Origin of the sequence: Rhizobium sp. RU20A (assembly GCF_900155885.1) — a bacterium.
Classification (GTDB): Bacteria; Pseudomonadota; Alphaproteobacteria; order Rhizobiales; family Rhizobiaceae; genus RU20A.
On record NZ_FTMB01000008.1, the window covers coordinates 106,325 to 125,957 of the forward strand.

Here is a 19,633-nt window from a genome sequence, read left to right on the forward strand (position 1 = left end):
AATGAAATCCTTGCTTCTTGCCCTGCTGGTCGCCAGCAGCGCCCTTTCCAGTGTTCTTCCTGCCTCGGCTGCCGATGTCAGCCAGTACGTGCCGCTGCCGACCTACCGCGTCGGACCCTACGCGTCGTCGGGCGAATTGTGGTGGGCCGGTACCCGCGACTATTTCCGCTACATCAACGAGGTCGAGGGTGGCATCGACGGCATCAAGATCGATTACGAGGAATTCGAGACCGAATGGAGCCCGGACCGCACGGTTGAAGTTTATGAGCGCGTTAAGGCCGGCAAGAACGGCTCGCCGCTTGCCTTCTTCTTTACCCATGGCACGCCGGCCACCTATGCGCTCCTCGAAAAGGCTGCCGCCGACAAGATCCCGCTCATCGATCCGGCTGGCGGCAAGACGGAGTCGGTCGATGGTACCGTCTTCCCCTATGCCTTCCCGCTGCTCTTCAGCTATTACAGCCAGGCTTCGACGGGCATCAACTACATCGCCTCCAAGGTCGGCGGTCTCGACAAGCTGAAGGGCCTGAAGATCGCCACCGTCTATCATGACAGCGCCTATGGCCGCGCCACCCAGCCGGCCGTCGATCTGCTGGCGAAGACCTACGGCTTCGAAAACATCCAGATCCCCGTCGCCGACCCCAACAACGAACAGTCGCCGCAGTGGCGCCAGATCCGCGAGGCCAAGCCCGACTGGGTGTTTCTGCGCACCTGGGGTGTTTCGACCGTTGTGGCCATCAAGACCGCCCAGCGCTTCGGTTTTCCGTCCGACAAGATTATCGGCGACGTCTGGGCCGGATCCGAATCCGACGTGATCCCGGCGGGTGCTGCCGCCATCGGCTATTCGGCTCTCGCGCCCTATCCGGCTGGCACGGATTTCGAGATCCACAAGCGGCTGAAGGCCGAGATCCTCGACAAGGGCAAGTCGGACCTGCGCGACCAGAAGTATTTCGGGGCCGTGAACTACAATGTCGGTCTGGTGAACGCCGCGCTCGCGGTCGAGGCCTTGCGGACCGGATATGCCAAGTTCGGCAAGCGTCCCCTGAATGGCGAGGAAGGTCGCTGGGCTTTCGAGCACCTGACGGTCGACGATGCCCGTCTCGAGAAGATCGGTTTCAAGGGACTTCTCCAGCCCCTCAACATCACGGCGACTGATCACGAGGGCGGCGGTGCAGCGCGTATCCAGAGCTGGGACGGCCAGAAATGGGTGCTCCAGACGGACTGGATCAAGGCGGACCACGCGCTGCTTCGCCCCCTCATCGAACAGGGCGCGCAGGCCTATGCCAAGGAGCACGGCATCACGCCGCGGACCCCCGAAACCGAAACCAACTGACTCTTTGGCGGGAGGCGCGCCTTCGGGGCGTCTCCCGTCTCCAACACCTGGAGACGATCATGCGTAAGACTTTCCTCCGCTCGCTGGCGGCTGCCGCCACCGCCACGCTTCTTCTTGCCGGCCAGGCGAGCGCGCTCGACACGACGCCCGGCCCCGACAGCGACAAGCAGTTCTTTCCGATCGCGAGTTACCGCGTCGGGCCGTACGCTGCGGTCGGCGCGTCGATCTGGGCTGCCCGAATCGATTACTACCGCTACCTCAACGAGGTCGAAGGCGGCATCAACGGGGTGAAGATCGTCTGGCAGGAATGCGAGACAGAATGGACCGCCGAAAAGGGCATCGAGTGCTATGAGCGCTTCAAGAACGGCCTGAACGGCGCACCGGTCTCGGCCTATTTCCCCAACGGCGCCCCGGCGGCCTATGCGCTGGCCGACCGCGCCGCCAAGGACAAGATCCCGCAGGTAACGCTGGCCTATGGCCGGACGGAAGCCACGGACGGTCGCGTCTTTCCCTATATCTTCCCAGTCGTCCTGACCTTCTATTCCGAAGCCTCTGCGCTGCTGAACTACATCGCGGAACGCGAAGGCGGCTTCGACAAGCTCAAGGGCAAGAAGATCGCCACTGTCTATCATGACAGTGCCTATGGCCGCGAAACGCTCGATCCCCTGGCGTTGCTGGCCGAGAAATACGGCTTCGAGAACATCCAGATCCCCGTCGCCGATCCCGGCAACGAACAGTCGGCGCAGTGGCGCCAGGTTCGCGAGGTAAAGCCGGACTGGGTGTTCCTGCGCACCTGGGGTGTCTCGACGCCGGTCGCCATCAAGACAGCGCAGCGTTTCGGTTTCCCCTCCGACCGCATCATCGGCGATGTCTGGGCCAGTTCCGAAGAGGATGCGATCCCCGCCGGGGATGCCGCCAAGGGCTATCTGGCGCTGACACCGTACCCGGCCGGTGCGAATTTCGAGATCCACAAGCGCCTGAAGAAATACATCCTCGATCAGGGCAAGTCGGACCTGCGTGATCCCAAGGCCTTCGGCTCGGTCTACTACAATTCCGGCCTTCTCGATGCCCTGATCTCCGTCGAGATCGTCCGCCAGGCGCAGGCCAAATTCGGCAATCGTCCGATCACCGGCGAGGAAGGTCAGTGGGCGCTGGAGCATCTGAAGCTCGATGACGCCGCCCTTGAGAAAGCCGGTTTCCTCGGCCTTTCGCAGAACCTGCAACTGACGCCGCTCGACCATGAAGGTGGCGGCTCCGTGCGCGTCCAGCAGTGGGACGGCAAGGCCTGGACGCCGGTCAGCGACTGGGTCAAGGCCGACCGCGAAACGCTGCGTCCGCTGATCGAGGCAAAGTCTGCCGCCTATGCCAAGGAGCACGGCATCAAGCCGCGCGACGTCGGAACGAACTGATCGACATAATCGGGCACGTGGTTGCTGCGTGCCCGTCCTTCAACCCGAGCAAGGATCTTGACCATGACCCCTGGTGTGACGCATCCGACTGCCGAAACGGCTTCGCAAAGCATTCTCGATGTCGAGTCCATCGAGGTCGTCTATGGCGGGGCGATCCTGGCGGTGGCCGATGTTTCCCTCACGCTCGGGCCGGGGGAGATCGTCGCCCTGCTGGGGGCGAATGGGGCTGGCAAGAGCACGACGCTGAAGGCGATCTCCGGTCTCGCGGCCGCCGATCGCGCCACTGTCAGCCGCGGCGCGGTGCGGTTCGACGGTCAGGATGTGCTGGCCATTCCCGCCAATCTGAGGGCCAAACGCGGCCTCGTGCATGTTCTGGAGGGCCGGCACGTCTTCCCGCATCTGACGGTGGAGGAAAATCTCCTGACGGGGGCCTTCCTGCAAAAGCCCTCGCGCAAGGCACTTCTGTCGAAGGTCAACGACATCTACGCCTGGTTTCCCCGTCTGAAGGACAAGCGGCAAACCCAGGCTGGCCTGACTTCGGGCGGCGAACAGCAGATGCTGGCGATCGGTCGCGCGCTCCTGACCGAACCGCGCCTCGTGCTTCTCGACGAGCCGTCCATGGGCCTTGCGCCGCTGATCGTCGAGGAAATCTTCGAGATCATTACCCGGCTCAACCGTGAACGCGGCACGGCCTTCCTGCTGGCCGAGCAGAATGCGGCCCTCTCGCTCAGCCACGCCCACCGCGCCTATGTGCTGGAGACGGGACGTGTGGCGCTGGAGGGAGCAGCACAGGATCTCGCCGCCCGCTCAGATCTCCATCACATCTATCTCGGCGGTATCGACTGACGTCGGCAACGTGCGCCGGCCGTCTGCGGTTGAATTCGGCTTTCTGTGCCCTCCGCCCGGCCATCGGAAACGATTTGTCGATGGGAGCTGACCCTTGGCGCGGAAATTCCCTGAAGGCCGGGATCTAAGTATTTTATTCCTGTGAAATCCATAAAAACTATCGGATTTTCGATCAGGTCCCGCAGAACCGCCGGGGCAGGGGATTTGAACAGGAGTTTTGCGATGCGCATCACCAGACGTGGCTTCACCGGATTGTTGGGAGGGTCTGCGGTTCTGCCGTTCCTTGGCGCGAAAGGCGCATTGGCCGAGGACAAGGTCGTGCGCATCGGCTTCCAGAAATACGGAACGCTCGTGCTGCTGAAGGGCAAGGGTCTCCTGGAAAAGAAGCTGGAGGCCATCGGCTATCAGGTGCAGTGGACGGAGTTTCCGGCCGGGCCGCAATTGCTGGAAGGGCTGAATGTCGGCGCCGTCGATTTCGGCTCGACGGGCGAAACGCCGCCGATCTTCGCGCAGGCCGCCGGCGCCCCGCTGGTCTATGTCGCCCACGAACCGCCGGCTCCGCGCGGCGAGGCGATCCTTGTGCCGAAGGACAGCCCGATCAAGACGGTTGCCGACCTCAAGGGCAAGACGGTGGCGCTCAACAAGGGCTCCAACGTGCACTATCTGCTCGTCAAGGCGCTGGAAGAGGCCGGTCTTGCCTATACGGATATCAAGGTCTCCTTCCTGCCTCCGGCCGATGGGCGTGCCGCCTTCGAACGCGGCGCCGTCGATGCCTGGGTCATCTGGGATCCCTTCCAGGCGGCGGCCGAAGTCGCCATCGAGGCGCGCGAGTTGCGCAATGGCGAGGGCATCGTGCCCAACCACCAGTTCTATCTCGGCGCCCGTCCCTTCGTGGAGGCCCATGCCAACGCTGTCGAGGTTGTCATCGAGGCGATCGCCGAAATCGATGAATGGACGAAAGCCAACACGGCCGCCGCGGCAGCCGAACTCTCGCCCTCGGTCGGCATTCCCGAACCGGTTCTGGTGCGTGCCCTCGACCGCCAGTCCTATGGCGTGAAGACGCTCGACGAGGCCGTCGTTGCCCAGCAGCAAGCCATCGCCGATACGTTCTTCGAACTCGGCCTCGTTCCGAAGAAGCTGAGCATCGCCGATGCCGTCTGGAAAGGCGGGGCGTGATGGCGGAGGTGGCGCTGGCGCCGCATGAGGCCGGGCGGGAGAAGGCGGCCTCCGACCGCTCCCGTATCCTCTGGGAGCGGCTTGCCCCCTGGGCCCTGCCGCTCGCTCTTCTCATCATCTGGGAGATCGCGGCACGGGCCGGCTTCGTCACGGCGCGGCTGATGCCGGCGCCGAGCACGGTGGCGCTGGCCGGCTGGACGGCGCTGCTCGACGGGACGCTGATCTATCATACGCTGGTCTCCACGCAGCGGGCCTTGATCGGTCTTGCCATTGGCGGTGGCCTCGGCTTCGTGGCCGGCATCGTCAACGGCCTTTGGAAGCCGGCCGAAACCCTGCTCGACAGCACGCTGCAGATGCTGCGCAACATTCCGCATCTGGCGCTCATCCCGCTCGTCATCCTCTGGTTCGGCATCGACGAGACGGCCAAGATCTTCCTCGTCTCGATCGGCGTCTTCTTCCCGATCTACATCAACACCTTCCATGGCGTGCGGACCGTCGATCCGCAGGTGATCGAGATGGCGCAGATCTACGGGCTGGACCGCAAGGCGCTGATCACGCGCATCATTCTTCCCGGCGCCCTGCCGTCGATCCTCATTGGTCTTCGCTATGCGCTGGGCTTCATGTGGCTTACCCTCATCGTCGCCGAAACCATCTCGGCAAATGCCGGTATCGGCTATATGACGATGAATGCGCGCGAGTTCTTTCTGACCGACGTCGTGCTGCTCGGCATCATCATCTACGCGCTGCTCGGCAAGGTTGCCGACAGCCTGACGCGGCTGATCGAAAAGCGGGTGCTGGCCTGGCATCCCGCCTACCAGACATCCGGAGAGAAACGCTGATGGCCGCCGTTGAAGACTGGACGCGGCAGGATTCGACCGCGCCGGCTGCCGATGGCGGTCTGGGCATCTCCCTCTCACGCGTCGAAAAGGCGTTCGGTGCGCTTCAGGTTCTCAGGCGCTTCGACCTTAACATTCCCGCCGGGCAGTTCGTGGCCGTCGTCGGTCGCTCGGGCGGCGGCAAGTCCACGCTGCTGCGCCTGATTGCCGGGCTCGACCGGCCGACGGCCGGGCAGGTGGCGATCGGCAAAAGTCAGGTCGAGGGGCTGAACCCGCAGGTGCGGCTGCTCTTCCAGGAGGCGCGCCTGGTGCCCTGGCAGCGCGTCGTCGAAAATGTCGGCATCGCCCGCGGTCCGGACTGGCGCGAGGCGGCCACCGAAACGCTGGCCGCCGTCGGCCTTGCCGGGCGTGAAGACGACTGGCCGTCGGTTCTCTCCGGCGGGCAGCGCCAGCGCGTCGCGCTGGCCCGCGCGCTGGTCAGCCGCCCGCAGATCCTTCTCCTCGACGAGCCCTTCGGTGCGCTGGATGCATTGACCCGCATCGAGATGCACAAGCTGCTTGAGGGCATCTGGCGCCAGCGCGGTTTCACCACGGTGCTGATCACCCATGACGTCGCCGAGGCCGTTGCGCTCGCCGATCGCGTCATCGTGCTGAAGGAAGGCGCCATCGCCCTCGACATTCCCGTCGACCTGGAACGCCCGCGCCGGGAACTCGCCGACCCCCGCGCCGTCGAACTGCAAAGGCAGATCCTCGAAACGGTCTGATGCGGTGTCGGGCGGGATTCGCTTCTGCCCGGCACGCCCGCAGCCTGCGGCGGTCGCCTTCAGGCCAACGCCTTCTCAAACCCTCTGGTGATCCCTTTCCCATACTTCAAATCACGTAGTCCGGCTCGCTTAGCACCTGGTCCATCGTGACGCCGGGAAGGGCGGTGTGGGGGCGCCCGATGGGTCGCGCGGGAACGCCGACGACGGAGGTGTAGGGGGCGACAGATGAGACGACGACGCTTCCGGCGCCGACCTTCGCCCCCATGCCGACCTCGATATTGCCGAGAATCTTCGCGCCGGCGCCGATCAGCGCGCCCCGGCGCACCTTCGGGTGGCGATCGCCGGTCTCCTTGCCCGTGCCGCCGAGCGTCACGTTCTGCAGGATCGAGACATCATCCTCGACGACGGCGGTTTCGCCAATGACGAGACCGCTGCCGTGATCGAGCATGATGCCGCGTCCCATCACTGCGGCCGGATGGATATCGATGGCAAAGACCTCCGAGATGCGGCTTTGAATGTGCCGCGCCAAATGGCTTCGGTCATGGGTCCACAGCCAGTGGGCGATGCGGTAGCCCTGAAGGGCATAGAAGCCCTTGAAGTACAGGAAGGGGGTCAGGACCTCCGTGTTGCTCGGATCCCGATCCTTGACCGCGAGGAGGTCCGCCACGGCGGCCGACAGAAGGTCCGGCGCGTCGATATAGGCGCCATGAACCAGCGTCAGCAATTCGTCCCGGTCGATATCATGATCGAAAAGCTTGATGGCCAGGCGGTGCGAGAGCGCGTGGCCAAAACTGGCATGCATGAGCACAGCCGCGTTCATGGTGCGCGCCAGCGCCCGGTCCCGCCGGAGCGCAGCATCCGCTTCCCGACGCAAGGTTTCCCACAGCAGGGCGACATTGCGGCTCGCGGGTTCCTCAAGCGGCAGGAAGATGATGTTGTCATCGTGCACCGGCACGTCGCGAGCTCCCCGCATGGTTTCAAGGCTTTCGTGGCTTTGCGATCGGATGCAGCAGATCTTGATGGTGCGCCGTGGCGATGTCGCGATGGGAGGGCAGCCGGCTTTTGCTGCGCAGGGGCTTTTCCTGCGGCGTCATGCCGGCGCTTGGCCGATGCGCCACTGGTAGGGCGGCGGCGTGCCGTTGACGGCGAAATCGCCGACGATGCGGTCCTTGTAGATGCGCGGATTGTGGGAGGCGAGCGTGCGGGCATTGCGCCAGTGCCGGTCGAGCCCGGCGGGCTTGCGCGCCGCCGATGCGCCGAGCGTGTCGAAGAGGATCGTCGCCGCCTCCAGCACGAGATTTGTAACGACGGTCAGCGCTTGCGACGTTTCGATTTCGGCGATCACGTTGGCGCGCTCTTCTGCCGCCTGATCTCCGGCGAAATGCGCCTGATAGGCACGCTCCAGAGAACGTGCCACCTGCAGTACGATGGCCGTTGCGGCATAGGCATTGGAGCGGATGCGGCCGACGACCTGAAGAACCTGGGGATCCTGGCTGGAGCGCGGGCCGGCCGCGTTGGTGTAATGACGCGTGCGCTTGGCGACCGCGTCGGCCGTCTCGTTCGCGATCGCCCGGGCGATGCCGGCGAGCGTCGCGAGGTGAACCGTCTGGTAATAGCCCGCGCCATACCGGAACTGCGCCTCGTCCGGCACCACATCGGCGGGATCGACGGGAACATCGGCGAAGGTGGCCGTGCCGGACGCCGTCAGGATTTGTCCGAAGCCGTCCCAGTCGTCGATGACTGTCACGCCGGCTGCGTCGCGGCGCACCTGCGCGGCACCGCTGGCGCCATCAAGGCCGGTCACGCCGACATTGATCCAGTCGGCAAAGAGCGAGCCGGTCGTGTAGTACTTGGCGCCATTGACGACCAGTGCGCCATCCTTTTCGCTGACGCGCGTCGAAAAGGCCTCCTGGCTGGCATTGCCGATTTCGGTCCAGGCATTGCCGACGATCTCGCCGGCCACGATCCGCTTGACCCAGCGGGCGCGCTGCGGCCCTGAGGGCCGGTTGACGACCTCTTCCGCAAACCCGAAATGGCCGCGCAGCGCCTGCGTAATGTTGGAATCGGCGGCCGAGAGCTCGATGAGCAGGTTGAAGAGTTCGGGAAGTGTCGCCCCCGCGCCACCCTCTGCCTCAGGAATGCGGATGGCACCGAAGCCGACAGCCTTCAGCGCCGCAATTTCGCCGACCGGCAGCTGGCGCGAGAGATCGCGCTCGACGGCTCCCTTGGCAATCTCGGCAAAGAGCGGGCGAAAGCGTTGGGCCAAAGTCTCGTAACGCTCCGAAGGGCCTTCCCCCCAGGCGCTGTCAATCTGTGTCATCCCATGGTCCTCGGAAAATCAAAGCGGTGTCAGAAGCGCCGTCCTGCGTTAGATGCGGGCCGATCTCCATGGTCTGGGACAGGCCGACAACGGAGAATTCTGCGGCAATATAAAGAACGCATGCTGATAAAAACAGAAATTATATATTTTTAATCAGAAAATGGGAGTTGGTTTTGCTCCGATTCCCATTTCAATGTGTAGATTTGCACTGAGAGCTGACGCGGCGCCGAGGCGTTCGGCGCCAAGAAGCGGGCAGCAGGCGCTGGCAGCGGCTGGGATGAGTTCTGGCCGATAACGCCGAGAATGTAGTCGCTCAACCCAGGACCCTTGGCGCGTCATTCTACCCAGAATGACGCGCTATCGCTTTGTGAACGCTCCAAGCTCCCCCGAACTTCAGAGGCAATGCGGGTCCAGACGAACCAGCAGGATGCCGAGGACGTCACGGTCACGAGTCGCTTCGGCGTCCAGTCTTCGCTCTCAGCTTGCCGGCTTGAGGGAGGCCAGCATCTCGCCGAGCTCTTTCTGGTGCGCGGCCTGCGTGTCCTTCGAACCCCAATAGGTGAAGATCAGCACTTTCTCACCGGCGGCGGCAAAGCCGATCGAGACGTCAACCGGGCCGTCCTCGTCCGTGCCCTGGTAATCGAGAGAGGAGATCTTCAAGCCGTTCACATCGGTCTCGGGAGACTCCTTCAGCGTTGCCGGGTCGATCTTGACGCCGTTCTTCGTCAGAAAGTCGATGGCGATTTCCGTCGTCTTGTCCGTCGAGGCAGCATCAGCGACATCGATCGAGAAGTAGATTGCCCCGTCTTCGGAGGTGGCGTCGACGCCGGTTTCGGTTTCCTTGGGGCCCCAGCTGTCGGGAATGGTGATCGATGCGACCGGAGCATCGCTGGGGAAGATCAGTTCGGCAGCGGAGACGCTGAACGGCAGAGAGAGTGCAAAAGCGCAGGCGAGAAGAAGCTTCTTCATGGTCGACCTTTTCAAGGATGTTCCCGGTAAGGGATGCGGACGATGTCCAGCGGCATCGATATATCCAAGGCGATTGTGTCTCGTAAAGGGATCTCTAAAACGGCGATGTGCATGGCGATCTGTCGGATCGCGGGTGCCCCACCAGCCCGCGCGAGCGACTCTGCTGCTGAGCGCGATGGGCACGGTAGCTTGAGCCCCACGTTAACCATACGCGGGCTCTTTGTTCCGGATGCGTTCTGATCCCTTGCCGGAGTGCGTTCTCCGGGCTATGTCGACAGTGTCGGCAGAAACTGAACATCTGCAGACACTTAGCGGCCCCCGCCGGTGCTGGAACACCGAACGGGGGCCTGACCAGCAACCTTCCTTGGAAAGGTCTCCGGCTATGTCGACCCTTAAATGCTTCGCTTCCCGCACGGAAGCGGCTTCTCCCTCTCTCCCCACCACACAGCGGCTTCTGCCCGACCGGCGCACCCAGCTTTAGGCCGAGCATCCAAACCGATCGACTGGGTAGTAGGGCGCGAACGCAACGCGCTTGCATCGCGGACCCGTGCCGCAGCGCTGCCCAGGCGATCCTGTAGCCTTCAGGCTGTTGGTTTGCGCGCAGAACTGAGCCGGTTAGGCGCATAATTTCCATTGAGAATTGAGCCATGTGAACCTTCCCCCGACGCGGAGAGCGACGTGGGCAACGGAGTGATCCACATGGCCTGATCTGGTCGGCGACATTGCGCCACTGGGTACTTGCTGCCTCCGGTATATCCTGGGCAAAAGCCGCGGCGATGAATGCGGAGACGACGCGCCTTCCGCTCTTCCCGGCATGGTCCAGCGCGTGGCGCATAAAGTGAATCCTGCACCTCTGCCAGGTAGCCGAGAGCACCTTCGATAACCCTGGCGTGGCCGTATTCCGGGTGGCCGGCGGTCTTGGAGCCGAGCTGGCGGAACGCCTTCAGATCGTCAACCGACATGTCCGGGTAACCGGTCAAGTACAGCAGCGAGTAAAGCGGCATCGAGCCATGGCCGGTCGACAGTAAGAACTTGTCACGGTCCGGCCAATGCGGTTTGGTCGGGTCGAACTTCAGATACTTCGAGAACAGGACGGTGGCGACGTCGGCCATACCCATCGGCATGCCCGGATGGCCGGAATTCGCCTTCTCGACTGCATCCATTGAGGGGGAACGGATCGCATTGCCATCCGGTCGTGTTGTTGAGGAGAAATCATGAACCCAATGTCTTGCGATCAGAGAAGGAGAAGCTCAGCCGTAGATCTCGACAAGCGCCTGGTAGATCGTCTCGTTGCCGGCGATTACCCGATTGCCCTTGCGAAGCCCGTCATCGGCTAGGAAGTCGTTGGTCTTCAGGCCAGCGGCGCGGATGACGGCGATGGCGCCGAGGCAATCCCACGAGTTGATATGTGGCTCGATGTAGCCGAGCAGGCGGCCGCTGGCGATGTAGCAGAGCGTCAGCGCCCCCGATCCGTCGCGGTAGAACATGCCGCCTTCCTTCAGGAAGCGTTCGAACATCGGCAGGAATTCGTCGGGCGTCACGCGCGGCGAATAACCGACGCCGACGATGCCGTCGCGGATGGTTTTTCCGGGATGCCGGCCAACCGGCGCGCCGTTCAGCGTTGCCGGAGAATCGATGCCGCCGGCAAAGAGCTCGTTGCGCTCGGGCGCGTAGACCATGCCGAATTTCAGCGCGCTGTCTTGCACGAAGGCGATGGAGACACACCAGCTCGACATGCCGGAGATAAACGGCTGGGTGCCGTCGATCGGATCGACCACCCAGATCCCCTGGCCTTCGGCGAATTCCGAAAGGCCGGTCTCCTCGCCGAGGAAGGCGTCATCGGGGAAGTGCTTTTCCAGTGCGCCGCGGATCAGCAGTTCGGTGTTGAGGTCGGCCTCGCTGGCCATGTCCTGCAGACCCTTCTCCTTGATCGTCAGGCTGTCGCGGTTCTTGAAATAGCCATGAGCGAGATCGCCGGCCTGACGGATGAGGTCGAGCGCGAACTGGAAGCGCGCGTTGATACTGGATTGAGCGGTCATCGAGTGTTGTCCTTGAATGAGGTCGGGCAGCGGGCAGCTCAGTCTTTCCAGAGCCAGGCGGCGCCACGCACGCCGCTGGAATCGCCATGCACGGCCTTTCGGATGGGCGTATGGAAGACGGTGGAGAAGGTTCGCTTGGCGAGCGCCGGCGGCAGGTCCTCGTAGAGTTCGTCGACGTTGGACATGCCGCCGCCCATCACGAGAACATCCGGGTCCAGCGTGTTGACGACGGTCGCAAGCCCCCTGGCAACGCGGTCGACATAGCGATCCCAAAGAAGCCCGCAGAGGCGGTCGCCATCGCGCTTCTTGGCGATAATCTCCCGCGCCTTAAGCTCCTCGTTGGTGTGGCGCGTATATTCGGCCTCGAAGGCGCGGCCGGCGACCCAGGTCTCCATGCAGCTATGGCGGCCGCAATAGCAGGGGCGGCCGGCGATTTCGGTGACATCGGGAAAGGGCAGGGGATTGTGGCCCCACTCGCCGCCGCTGTTGTTCGGACCATGATGCGCCTTGCCGCCGACGGCGATGCCGGCGCCGGCGCCCGAGCCGAGGATGACAGCAAAGACCACGTTGTGGCCGACGCCGGCGCCATCGACCGCTTCCGAAGCGGCGAAGCAATCGGCGTCGTTTTCGACGCGCAGGTCGCGCTGGATCGCGTCATGCAGGTCCTTCTCTACCGGCCGTCCAAGCAGCCAGGTCGAGCTTGCGCCCTTGCCCAGCCGGCTGACGGGCTCGAGCGAGCCGGGAATGCCGATGCCGATCGATCCCCTCTCGCCGGTCTTTTCCTCCAGCGCATCGATCATCGCCTTGATCATGGCGATGCAGCCGAAATAGTCGTGGCGTGGCGTATCCTCGCGCAGTCGCAGCAATTCCCTGCCTTCGCGCGTCATGGCGACACCTTCGATCTTGGTGCCACCCCAATCTATTCCTATGAGCACGTTTTCCTCCCAGGCTCGCTTGGGCCGAGCCCTATTGCGTGATGATATCAATCACGAGGCCGCCGAGCTGAAGAGCACGTCGCGGTCGCGCGCGTAGTCGGCAAGAAGCGGCAGGCTTGCGGCGCCTAAGACGCGTGCGTCGCTGCCGATTTTGCCTTCGACGATTTCCACGGGCGCCGCTCCCTGCATCTCCAGGCGCCCGAGCTTCTCCCTGGTCCTTTCCACCACCACGGCGCGGACATGCGGCGGAAAACCGCCGTCGATCACGACGTGATGGAAGTCGATCACCGATATGAACGAGCCGATCGCCAGCGCCAGGCTGTCGGTCGTCTGCTCGATCCAGCGATCGAGCACCGCGCCGATGTGCGACCAGTCGTCCGATTTGTGCCAGATGACGCTGGGGTCGCCGCCCTCGGCGACGATCATCCGCTCCAGCAGGAAGATCGAGGCGCACTGGATCAGCCGCTGCGGTGCACCACCCGGTACCGTTGACGGAACCGGCGCCGAGCCGATCGAGCCAGCATAGCCGCGCCGACCGGGATAAAGCGAGCCGTCGAGGACGACGCCGCCGCCGATCAGCGTTGCGAAGAATATGTAGAGAAAATCCGGATATTTCCGCCCCTCGCCGAAGGCGAGCTCCGCAGCGCAGGCTGCCGTCGCGTCGTTGTAGGAATGGACGGGCAGGGCGAACATCTGCTCGATCTCGGATTTCAGGTCGAACCATTTCCACGCTTCCACTACATCGTGCGGCGCGCCGACTTCTTCTTCCCAGCTCCACATTTCCGAGGGAACGGCGATGCCGATGCCGCGCATGCGCGAGAACTGCAGCCGGGTCATGTTGTCGATGATCTCGTTGACGCCCTGCTCCAGGAAGGCGAGCAGCAGCGAGGGCGTCGGGTAGCGATAGGTGGTGCTGATGAACCGGCGCACCGCACCCGAGAGATCCATCAAGACCAGCTCCGCCGTGCGTCGACCGACCTTGAGGCCGATCGAAAACGCGCCTTCGGGATTGAGCGACATCGGAACCGAGGGCTGGCCGACCTTGCCGCGCTGCGGAGCGCCCTTGATCAACAAGCCATCGCTTTCGAGCTGCTTCATGATGACGGAGCTTGCCTGCGTCGAAAGGCCGGTCAGGCGGGAGATCTCGACCTTCGACAACGAGCCGTGGGCGCGCACCAGCGAGAGCACGAGCCGCTCATTGTAGAGCTTGATCCCTGTCTGGTTGGTGCCGCGGCTCGGATCGCCAAGGCTCGGCTGATCCTGTTCGGCTCTTTCGGTCTCCAGCAAATCCGTCCCCTCCAACAAGACGCGCCCTTTTCGGGCTGGCGTTACCCATAGCAAAGCGCCGATTGCGCCGCCGGGCAAGTGCTCGCTGATGAATCGACTATCGGAAATAACAGGATTGTCGTCAACATATAAATCATTCGGTATGATTATTGTTGATGCTGGAAGGGCGTAAATCAGCAATAAAAACGACAAAGGCTGATGTTCTGGGCGTTTCGCGTCATTTCATAAATCATACCGACTTATCTATTGACAGTGAATGGCTTTGATGTTTGCCTGTGACGGTCGGCAGTGAGGAGCCGATGACGCCCGGTCGCCACCGATCGGGAGAGCGAACGCCTAAGGGCATAGGGAGGAAAACATGCGAAATCTTTTTGCAGGCACTGTCTCGGGGATCGCGATGGCGCTCGCGCTCGGCGCGCCGGCACACGCCGAAGACATCACCGCCTGCCTGATCACCAAGACCGAGGTCAATCCGTTCTTCGTCAAGATGAAGGAAGGTGCGTCCGCAAAGGCGAAGGAACTCGGCATTAACCTCTTGACCTTCGCGGGCAAGCAGGACGGCGATGCCGACACGCAAATCGCCGCGATCGAATCCTGCATCGGCAGCGGCGCCAAGGGTATTCTTTTGACGCCGAACGATTCGAGCGCGCTGGTGCCCGTCATCACCGAGGCCCGCAAGGCCGGCCTGCTGACGATCGCGCTGGATACGCCGCTTGATCCCGCCAATGCCGCCGACGCGACCTTCGCGACCGACAATTTCAAGGCCGGCGAGCTCGTCGGCAAATGGGCGGCCGGAACACTTGGCGACAAGAGCAAGGATGCGAAGATCGCGCTCCTCAACCTTAATGCCCAGCAGATCACCGTCGACTATATGCGCAACCAGGGTTTCCTGACGGGGTTCGGCATCGATGTGAAGAACCCGCAGCGGATCGGCGACGAGGATGACAAGCGCATCATCGGCAACGCCGTGACCAATGCGAATGAAGACGGCGGCCGTACCGGCATGGAAAGCCTGCTGCAGGTCGATCCGGAGATCAACCTCGTCTACACGATCAACGAGCCGACGGCGGCTGGCGCCTACGAGGCGATCAAGGCCGCGGGCCGTAAGGACAAGGTGACGGTCGTGTCGATCGATGGTGGATGCCCTGGCGTCCAGAACGTCAAGGCCGGCATCATCGGCGCCACCTCCATGCAGTTCCCGCTGATGATGGCGTCGATGGGCATCGAGGCAATCAAGACATTTGCCGACAGCGGCAAGAAGCCCGAGCCGACTCCCGGCCTCGACTTCTTCAACACCGGCGTGGAACTGGTGACCGACCATCCCGTCGAAGGACTGAAGTCGATGACTTCGGACGAAGCCCTGAAGAAGTGCTGGGGCTGATCCAGGTCCCTTATCGGGAAAGCCTCTGAAAACGGTCCTCCCAAGGACAAAGCAGGGGATGCGCGTGACCTCGCGCATCCCATCGAAACGCCATGTGCACGCCAAGGAGCGTGTCGGCGCGCCCAGGAATAAGGGGTTCTCAATGATCAACACCGAAGGGCAATTGCCGCATCCGGGCGGCGTCAACGCCGAAAGTGCCGCTGACGCCCATGCCAGGTTCGACCTTGATGATGTCGGAATCGTCGGCAGATTGCAGCGGTTCCTGCACGGCTATCCCACCATCATCCCGCTGATCGTGCTGATGCTCTCGCTGATCGGCTTCGGGTTGTTTGCCGGATCGAAGTTCTTCTCGCCCTACAACATGTCCCTGATCGTCCAGCAGGTGTCGATCATCGGCGTGCTTGCCGTGGCGCAGAGCCTTGTCATCCTGACGGCCGGCATCGATCTGTCGGTGGCTGCCATTCTGGTGCTTAGTTCCGTCATTGCCGGCAATCTTGCCGTCAAGCTCGGCTGGCCGGCGCCGATCGCGCTCTTGATCGCCTTTGCATGCGGCATCGGCATCGGGCTGTTCAACGGCTTCCTCGTGACCAAGATCAAACTGCCGCCGTTCATCGCCACGCTCGGCACCTGGAACGTGTTCTACGCGCTGAACCTCTATCTCTCCGGCGCCCAATCGATCCGCGGCAGCGAGATCGACACGTCAGCACCGCTTCTGAAGTTTTTCGGGCAGAACTTCTCTGTCTTCGGCACCGATGTCAGCTACGGCTCCATCCTGTTCGTTATCGTGTTCCTCGTCCTCTGGTACGCGCTGACGCGCACCGCCTGGGGGCGCCACATCTATGCGGTGGGCGATGATCGCGAGGCGGCGGAGCTGGCCGGCATCCGCACCGATCGGGTTCTGATCTCGGTCTACGCCGTGGCGGGCCTGATCTGCGCTCTGGCCGGCTGGTCGGCGATCGGCCGCGTCGGCGCCGTGTCGCCGACAAGCTTCTTCGAAGGCAATCTGCAGTCGATCACGGCGGTCGTCATCGGCGGCATCTCGCTCTTCGGGGGCAGGGGCTCGATCCTTGGGCCGTTGATCGGCGCGCTTATCGTCGGCGTCTTCCAGTCGGGCCTCAGGATCGCCGGCGTCGATGTGCTCTGGCAGCTCTTCGCCATCGGCTGGCTCATTCTCATTGCGGTCGCGATCGATCAGTGGATCAGGAAGGTATCAGCATGACCGAGATGGCAAAACCCGTTCTGCAGGCCAAGGGCCTCGTCAAGAAATACGGTCGCGTCGTCGCCATCGACCATGCCGACTTCGACCTGATGCCGGGCGAAATCCTCGGCGTGATCGGCGACAATGGCGCCGGCAAGTCGAGCCTGATCAAGGCGCTGTCCGGTGCCATCCGTCTCGATGCCGGCGAGATATTGCTCGATGGCGCCCCGGTTGCCTTCAACTCGCCGATCGAGGCGCGCAAGGCCGGTATCGAGACGGTCTATCAGACGCTCGCTCTGTCACCGGCGCTGTCGATCAGCGACAACCTGTTTCTCGGCCGCGAGATCTACAGCAAAAGCATCTTCGGCCGGCTGCTGCGTCAGCTCGATCGGCCGGCGATGGATCGGATCGCCCGCGAAAAGCTCTCCGATCTCGGCCTGCTGACGATCCAGAACATCCAGCAGGCGGTGGAAACACTATCCGGCGGGCAGCGCCAAGGGGTGGCGGTGGCGAGGGCGGCAGCCTTCGGCAGCAAGGTCATCATCATGGATGAGCCGACCGCCGCACTTGGCGTGAAGGAGTCCCGCAAGGTGCTCGATCTCATCCTCAAGGTGAGAGCGCGCGGCGTGCCGATCGTGCTGATCAGCCACAACATGCCGCATGTGTTTGAGGTGGCGGACCGGATCCACATCCACCGCCTGGGACGCCGCGCGGCGATCATCAAGCCGTCCGATTATTCGATGTCCGACGCCGTCGCGATTATGACGGGCGCTATCGCGCCGCCAGTGGCGGCGTGACGGAGCGATCCGGAATACAAGGAATCCAGGATGAAATTCGCTTTCAATACCTTTCCGTTCAGCAGCTTTCCGACCTTTCTTCCGACCTACTCGCTGCAGGACACCATCAAGATCCTCGCCGGCATCGGTTATGACGCGGTGGAGATCGGCTGCTGCGCGCCGCACGCCTGGCCGGCGCATCTTTCCAAGGGGCGTCGGGCTGAAATCCGGGCGCTGGCGGAGGGCGAGGGTATCGCCATCAGCAGCCTTTTGCCGGCGATCGGCGGCGGTTTCGGATGTAACCCTTGCTCTGTGCTGCGCGCCGAGCGGCTGGCGACGGTCGCCCATTACATCGAGATCGTTGATCTAGCGCATGATCTCGGCGCGAAAATGGCGCTGTTCATCGGCGGATGGCGGGCCGAGGGCATGTCGTTGGAGGAAGGCTGGGCGCATAGTCGCGATTGCCTGCGCGCGGTCGCAAATCATGCGGCGGAGCGCGGCATCACCGTCGCCATCGAGCCGACCACCGCCGACACCAACCTCATCGACACCGCTGCCGATGCGCGCCGGATGATGGTCGAGGCCGAGTGCGCCAATGTCGGGCTGATGTTCGACACCTGCCATGTCGCCTATGAGGGCCGTCAGCTTTCGTCCTACGTGATCGATATGGGCGCCGACCTGATTCATCTCCATGCCGCTGATACGGGCCGCAAGGCGATCGGCCACGGCGATACAGATTGGGACGACCTTATTCGCGCGCTGGTGGAAGCGAACTACCAGGGATACTTCACTGTGGAGACTGGCTTCGGCTCCCGCCACATCAATCCGGTCGAGGTCGCAAGGCACAGCTTGTTACATATAAAATCAAAACTGTCCCTTACGAGTTCGGCCTGCATAAGCGCACTTTGATGTTGCATTGAACCTACCTGTCTGGCCTGCTGCCGGTTTTTCGGACACCGAGTCAAGCTAATCGCACCTTTGTTTCAAAGTCATTGGGGCTGAGATAGCCCAGTGTCGAGTGGCGGCGCTTTGGATTGTAGAAGCGCTCGATGTAATCGAACACATCCGCTCTTGCATCATTCCTCGTGCGATAAACCCTCCGTGCTGTTCTCTCCGTTTCCAGTGATGAGAAGAAGCTCTCCGTTGCAGCGTTGTCCCCGACTTTTCCAGAGCGGCTCATGGCGCAGGTGATGCCGTGGTCGCTCATGAGACGCTGGAACTGCTCGCTCGTATATTGGCTTCCCTGATCGGCATGATGCAGTAGCGCGTCTGGTTTTCCTCGATGCCAGATTCCCATGATCAGGGCATCTGTAACGACTTGGGCCGTCATGTTGGCATTCATCGACCAGCCGACAGCACGGCGTGAGGACAGGTCAATGATGGCCGTGACATACAGCCGGCCTTCTGCTGTCCAGATATAGATGAAGTCGGCCACCCATTTCTGGATTGGTCGCTCTGCCACGAACTGACGGTCCAGCACGCTCGGCATGATGCCGGCACGGTCACCGGCATCTTTCAGCAAGCCACGCCGTCTCGGCCTAGCCCTGAGCGCATTCAAGCGCATCAGCCGCTCGCTACGATGGAGGCCACAGGATAATCCTTCTTCCACCACGTCATGGTCGCTGATTTTGAAGCTCTGCCTGATCTTGTCCAGCAGAACCTCATCATAGCGAGCGCGTTCACGCGCAGAACGGTTGAGCCAGGCATGGAAACCTGAACGAGAAATCCCTAGCGCTTCGCAGAGCCATGCCACCCATTGCCCGGCAGTCGTTGCGCAGCAACGGCGAAAGAGTCCAGATCGAACGGTGCTTTGCAATGAACGCGAACCTCATATCGCGTCCCTGGCAAACTAGGCTGCGGCCTTTTTTAGGATGTCGCGCTCCGCGTTCAACTCGGCGACTTCACGACGGAGCCGGTCAATCTGAAGCTGCTGCGGCTTCATCGGGCCTTTTCCAGGAAAGGACTGGCTGGGATCGTCACCGTATTCGCGAACCCATTTGCGCAACACATTCTCGTGGACATCAAGATCACTGGCCGCCTGGGCAACAGCGACCCCGCGCTCCTTGACCAACTTTGCCGCCTCAAGCTTTTACTCGCGACTGAACTTCCTTCTTTGCATTCACGCTCTTCGTTTTCAGAGGAACACAGTAACTCGGTGTCCATGAAACCGGCAGCAGGCCAATGGGATCAACTTTCCGCGCCGAATTACAGCCCAAAGCTCCCATTTTCTACCATCGGTCCCGCATAAGCCATCATCTGGCAATGGAGGCCCGCGAACTGGAGGGCAGAGAAACTAACAGGGTGTGCCTCCGCACGCGTCTCATGCAGCTCTTGCCATACCAGCTGCTCCGTCTGTGTCTGGCTATG

At 62.5% G+C, this 19,633-nt stretch carries 16 protein-coding genes and 3 pseudogenes; 10 read left to right on the forward strand and 9 right to left on the reverse strand.

Annotated features, from left to right (window positions below; all coding sequences use genetic code 11):
- The first annotated feature begins 1 nt into the window (after position 1).
- The 6 genes from F3H41_RS17300 to F3H41_RS17325 all read left to right on the forward strand — a co-directional run bounded on the left by F3H41_RS17300 (position 2) and on the right by F3H41_RS17325 (position 6,361).
- Positions 2-1,330 carry an ABC transporter substrate-binding protein gene (locus tag F3H41_RS17300; RefSeq protein WP_149739938.1) on the forward strand — a complete coding sequence of 443 codons (1,329 nt, stop codon included), beginning with the start codon at positions 2-4 and terminating at the stop codon, positions 1,328-1,330.
- Positions 1,331-1,389: 59 nt separating this feature from the next.
- Positions 1,390-2,739, forward strand: a complete 1,350-nt coding sequence (locus tag F3H41_RS17305; protein WP_149739939.1) for an ABC transporter substrate-binding protein — start codon at positions 1,390-1,392, stop codon at positions 2,737-2,739.
- A gap of 63 nt (positions 2,740-2,802) precedes the next feature.
- Positions 2,803-3,585, forward strand: coding sequence for an ABC transporter ATP-binding protein (locus F3H41_RS17310; protein ID WP_149739940.1), 783 nt, complete (start codon positions 2,803-2,805; stop codon positions 3,583-3,585).
- Positions 3,586-3,807: 222 nt separating this feature from the next.
- Positions 3,808-4,761, forward strand: a complete 954-nt coding sequence (locus F3H41_RS17315; RefSeq protein WP_149739941.1) for a sulfonate ABC transporter substrate-binding protein — start codon at positions 3,808-3,810, stop codon at positions 4,759-4,761.
- The gene (locus F3H41_RS17320) at positions 4,761-5,600 is read left to right on the forward strand and encodes an ABC transporter permease subunit (RefSeq protein ID WP_149739942.1); all 840 of its coding nucleotides are present in this window, start codon (positions 4,761-4,763) and stop codon (positions 5,598-5,600) included. The genes F3H41_RS17315 and F3H41_RS17320 overlap by 1 nt, the downstream gene beginning before the upstream one ends.
- Complete coding sequence (locus F3H41_RS17325) at positions 5,600-6,361, forward strand: ATP-binding cassette domain-containing protein (RefSeq protein ID WP_149739943.1); 762 nt, start codon at positions 5,600-5,602, stop codon at positions 6,359-6,361. The genes F3H41_RS17320 and F3H41_RS17325 overlap by 1 nt, the downstream gene beginning before the upstream one ends.
- 106 nt (positions 6,362-6,467) lie before the next feature.
- On the opposite strand, the gene cysE is transcribed toward F3H41_RS17325, so the two are convergent.
- The 8 genes and pseudogenes from cysE to F3H41_RS17365 form a co-directional block, all read right to left on the reverse strand.
- Positions 6,468-7,316, reverse strand: a complete 849-nt coding sequence (gene cysE, locus F3H41_RS17330) for a serine O-acetyltransferase (RefSeq protein WP_244616252.1) — start codon at positions 7,314-7,316, stop codon at positions 6,468-6,470.
- A gap of 135 nt (positions 7,317-7,451) precedes the next feature.
- Positions 7,452-8,681 carry an acyl-CoA dehydrogenase family protein gene (locus F3H41_RS17335; RefSeq protein ID WP_149739945.1) on the reverse strand — a complete coding sequence of 410 codons (1,230 nt, stop codon included), beginning with the start codon at positions 8,679-8,681 and terminating at the stop codon, positions 7,452-7,454.
- 477 nt (positions 8,682-9,158) lie between these two features.
- A complete protein-coding gene (locus tag F3H41_RS17340) occupies positions 9,159-9,650 on the reverse strand; it encodes a histidine kinase (RefSeq protein WP_149739946.1) in 492 nt (163 codons plus the stop codon).
- A gap of 700 nt (positions 9,651-10,350) precedes the next feature.
- Positions 10,351-10,533, reverse strand: a pseudogene (locus F3H41_RS17345) (transposase); the annotation flags it as partial.
- A gap of 4 nt (positions 10,534-10,537) precedes the next feature.
- Positions 10,538-10,866, reverse strand: a pseudogene (locus tag F3H41_RS17350) (transketolase); the annotation flags it as partial.
- 34 nt (positions 10,867-10,900) lie between these two features.
- Entirely contained in the window at positions 10,901-11,689 is a 789-nt protein-coding gene (locus F3H41_RS17355) for an inositol monophosphatase (RefSeq protein WP_149739947.1), read from the reverse strand.
- A gap of 38 nt (positions 11,690-11,727) precedes the next feature.
- On the reverse strand, positions 11,728-12,624 hold the full coding sequence (locus F3H41_RS17360; protein ID WP_149739948.1) for an ROK family protein: 897 nt from the start codon (positions 12,622-12,624) through the stop codon (positions 11,728-11,730).
- A gap of 51 nt (positions 12,625-12,675) precedes the next feature.
- The gene (locus tag F3H41_RS17365) at positions 12,676-13,911 is read right to left on the reverse strand and encodes an ROK family transcriptional regulator (RefSeq protein WP_149739949.1); all 1,236 of its coding nucleotides are present in this window, start codon (positions 13,909-13,911) and stop codon (positions 12,676-12,678) included.
- A gap of 358 nt (positions 13,912-14,269) precedes the next feature.
- Between F3H41_RS17365 and F3H41_RS17370 the strand changes: the two genes are divergently transcribed.
- The 4 genes from F3H41_RS17370 to F3H41_RS17385 all read left to right on the forward strand — a co-directional run bounded on the left by F3H41_RS17370 (position 14,270) and on the right by F3H41_RS17385 (position 18,175).
- Positions 14,270-15,292: a sugar ABC transporter substrate-binding protein gene (locus F3H41_RS17370; RefSeq protein ID WP_149739950.1), complete on the forward strand. Its 1,023-nt coding sequence runs from the start codon at positions 14,270-14,272 to the stop codon at positions 15,290-15,292.
- Between the two features lie 142 nt (positions 15,293-15,434).
- Positions 15,435-16,511, forward strand: coding sequence for an ABC transporter permease (locus tag F3H41_RS17375; protein WP_149739951.1), 1,077 nt, complete (start codon positions 15,435-15,437; stop codon positions 16,509-16,511).
- Positions 16,508-17,287, forward strand: a complete 780-nt coding sequence (locus tag F3H41_RS17380; protein WP_149739952.1) for an ATP-binding cassette domain-containing protein — start codon at positions 16,508-16,510, stop codon at positions 17,285-17,287. Before F3H41_RS17375 ends, F3H41_RS17380 begins: the two co-directional genes overlap by 4 nt.
- A gap of 30 nt (positions 17,288-17,317) precedes the next feature.
- Positions 17,318-18,175, forward strand: a complete 858-nt coding sequence (locus tag F3H41_RS17385) for a sugar phosphate isomerase/epimerase family protein (protein WP_149739953.1) — start codon at positions 17,318-17,320, stop codon at positions 18,173-18,175.
- Positions 18,176-18,227: 52 nt separating this feature from the next.
- On the opposite strand, the pseudogene F3H41_RS17390 reads toward F3H41_RS17385, so the two are convergent.
- Positions 18,228-19,337, reverse strand: a pseudogene (locus F3H41_RS17390) (IS3 family transposase).
- Between the last annotated feature and the right edge of the window lie 296 nt (positions 19,338-19,633).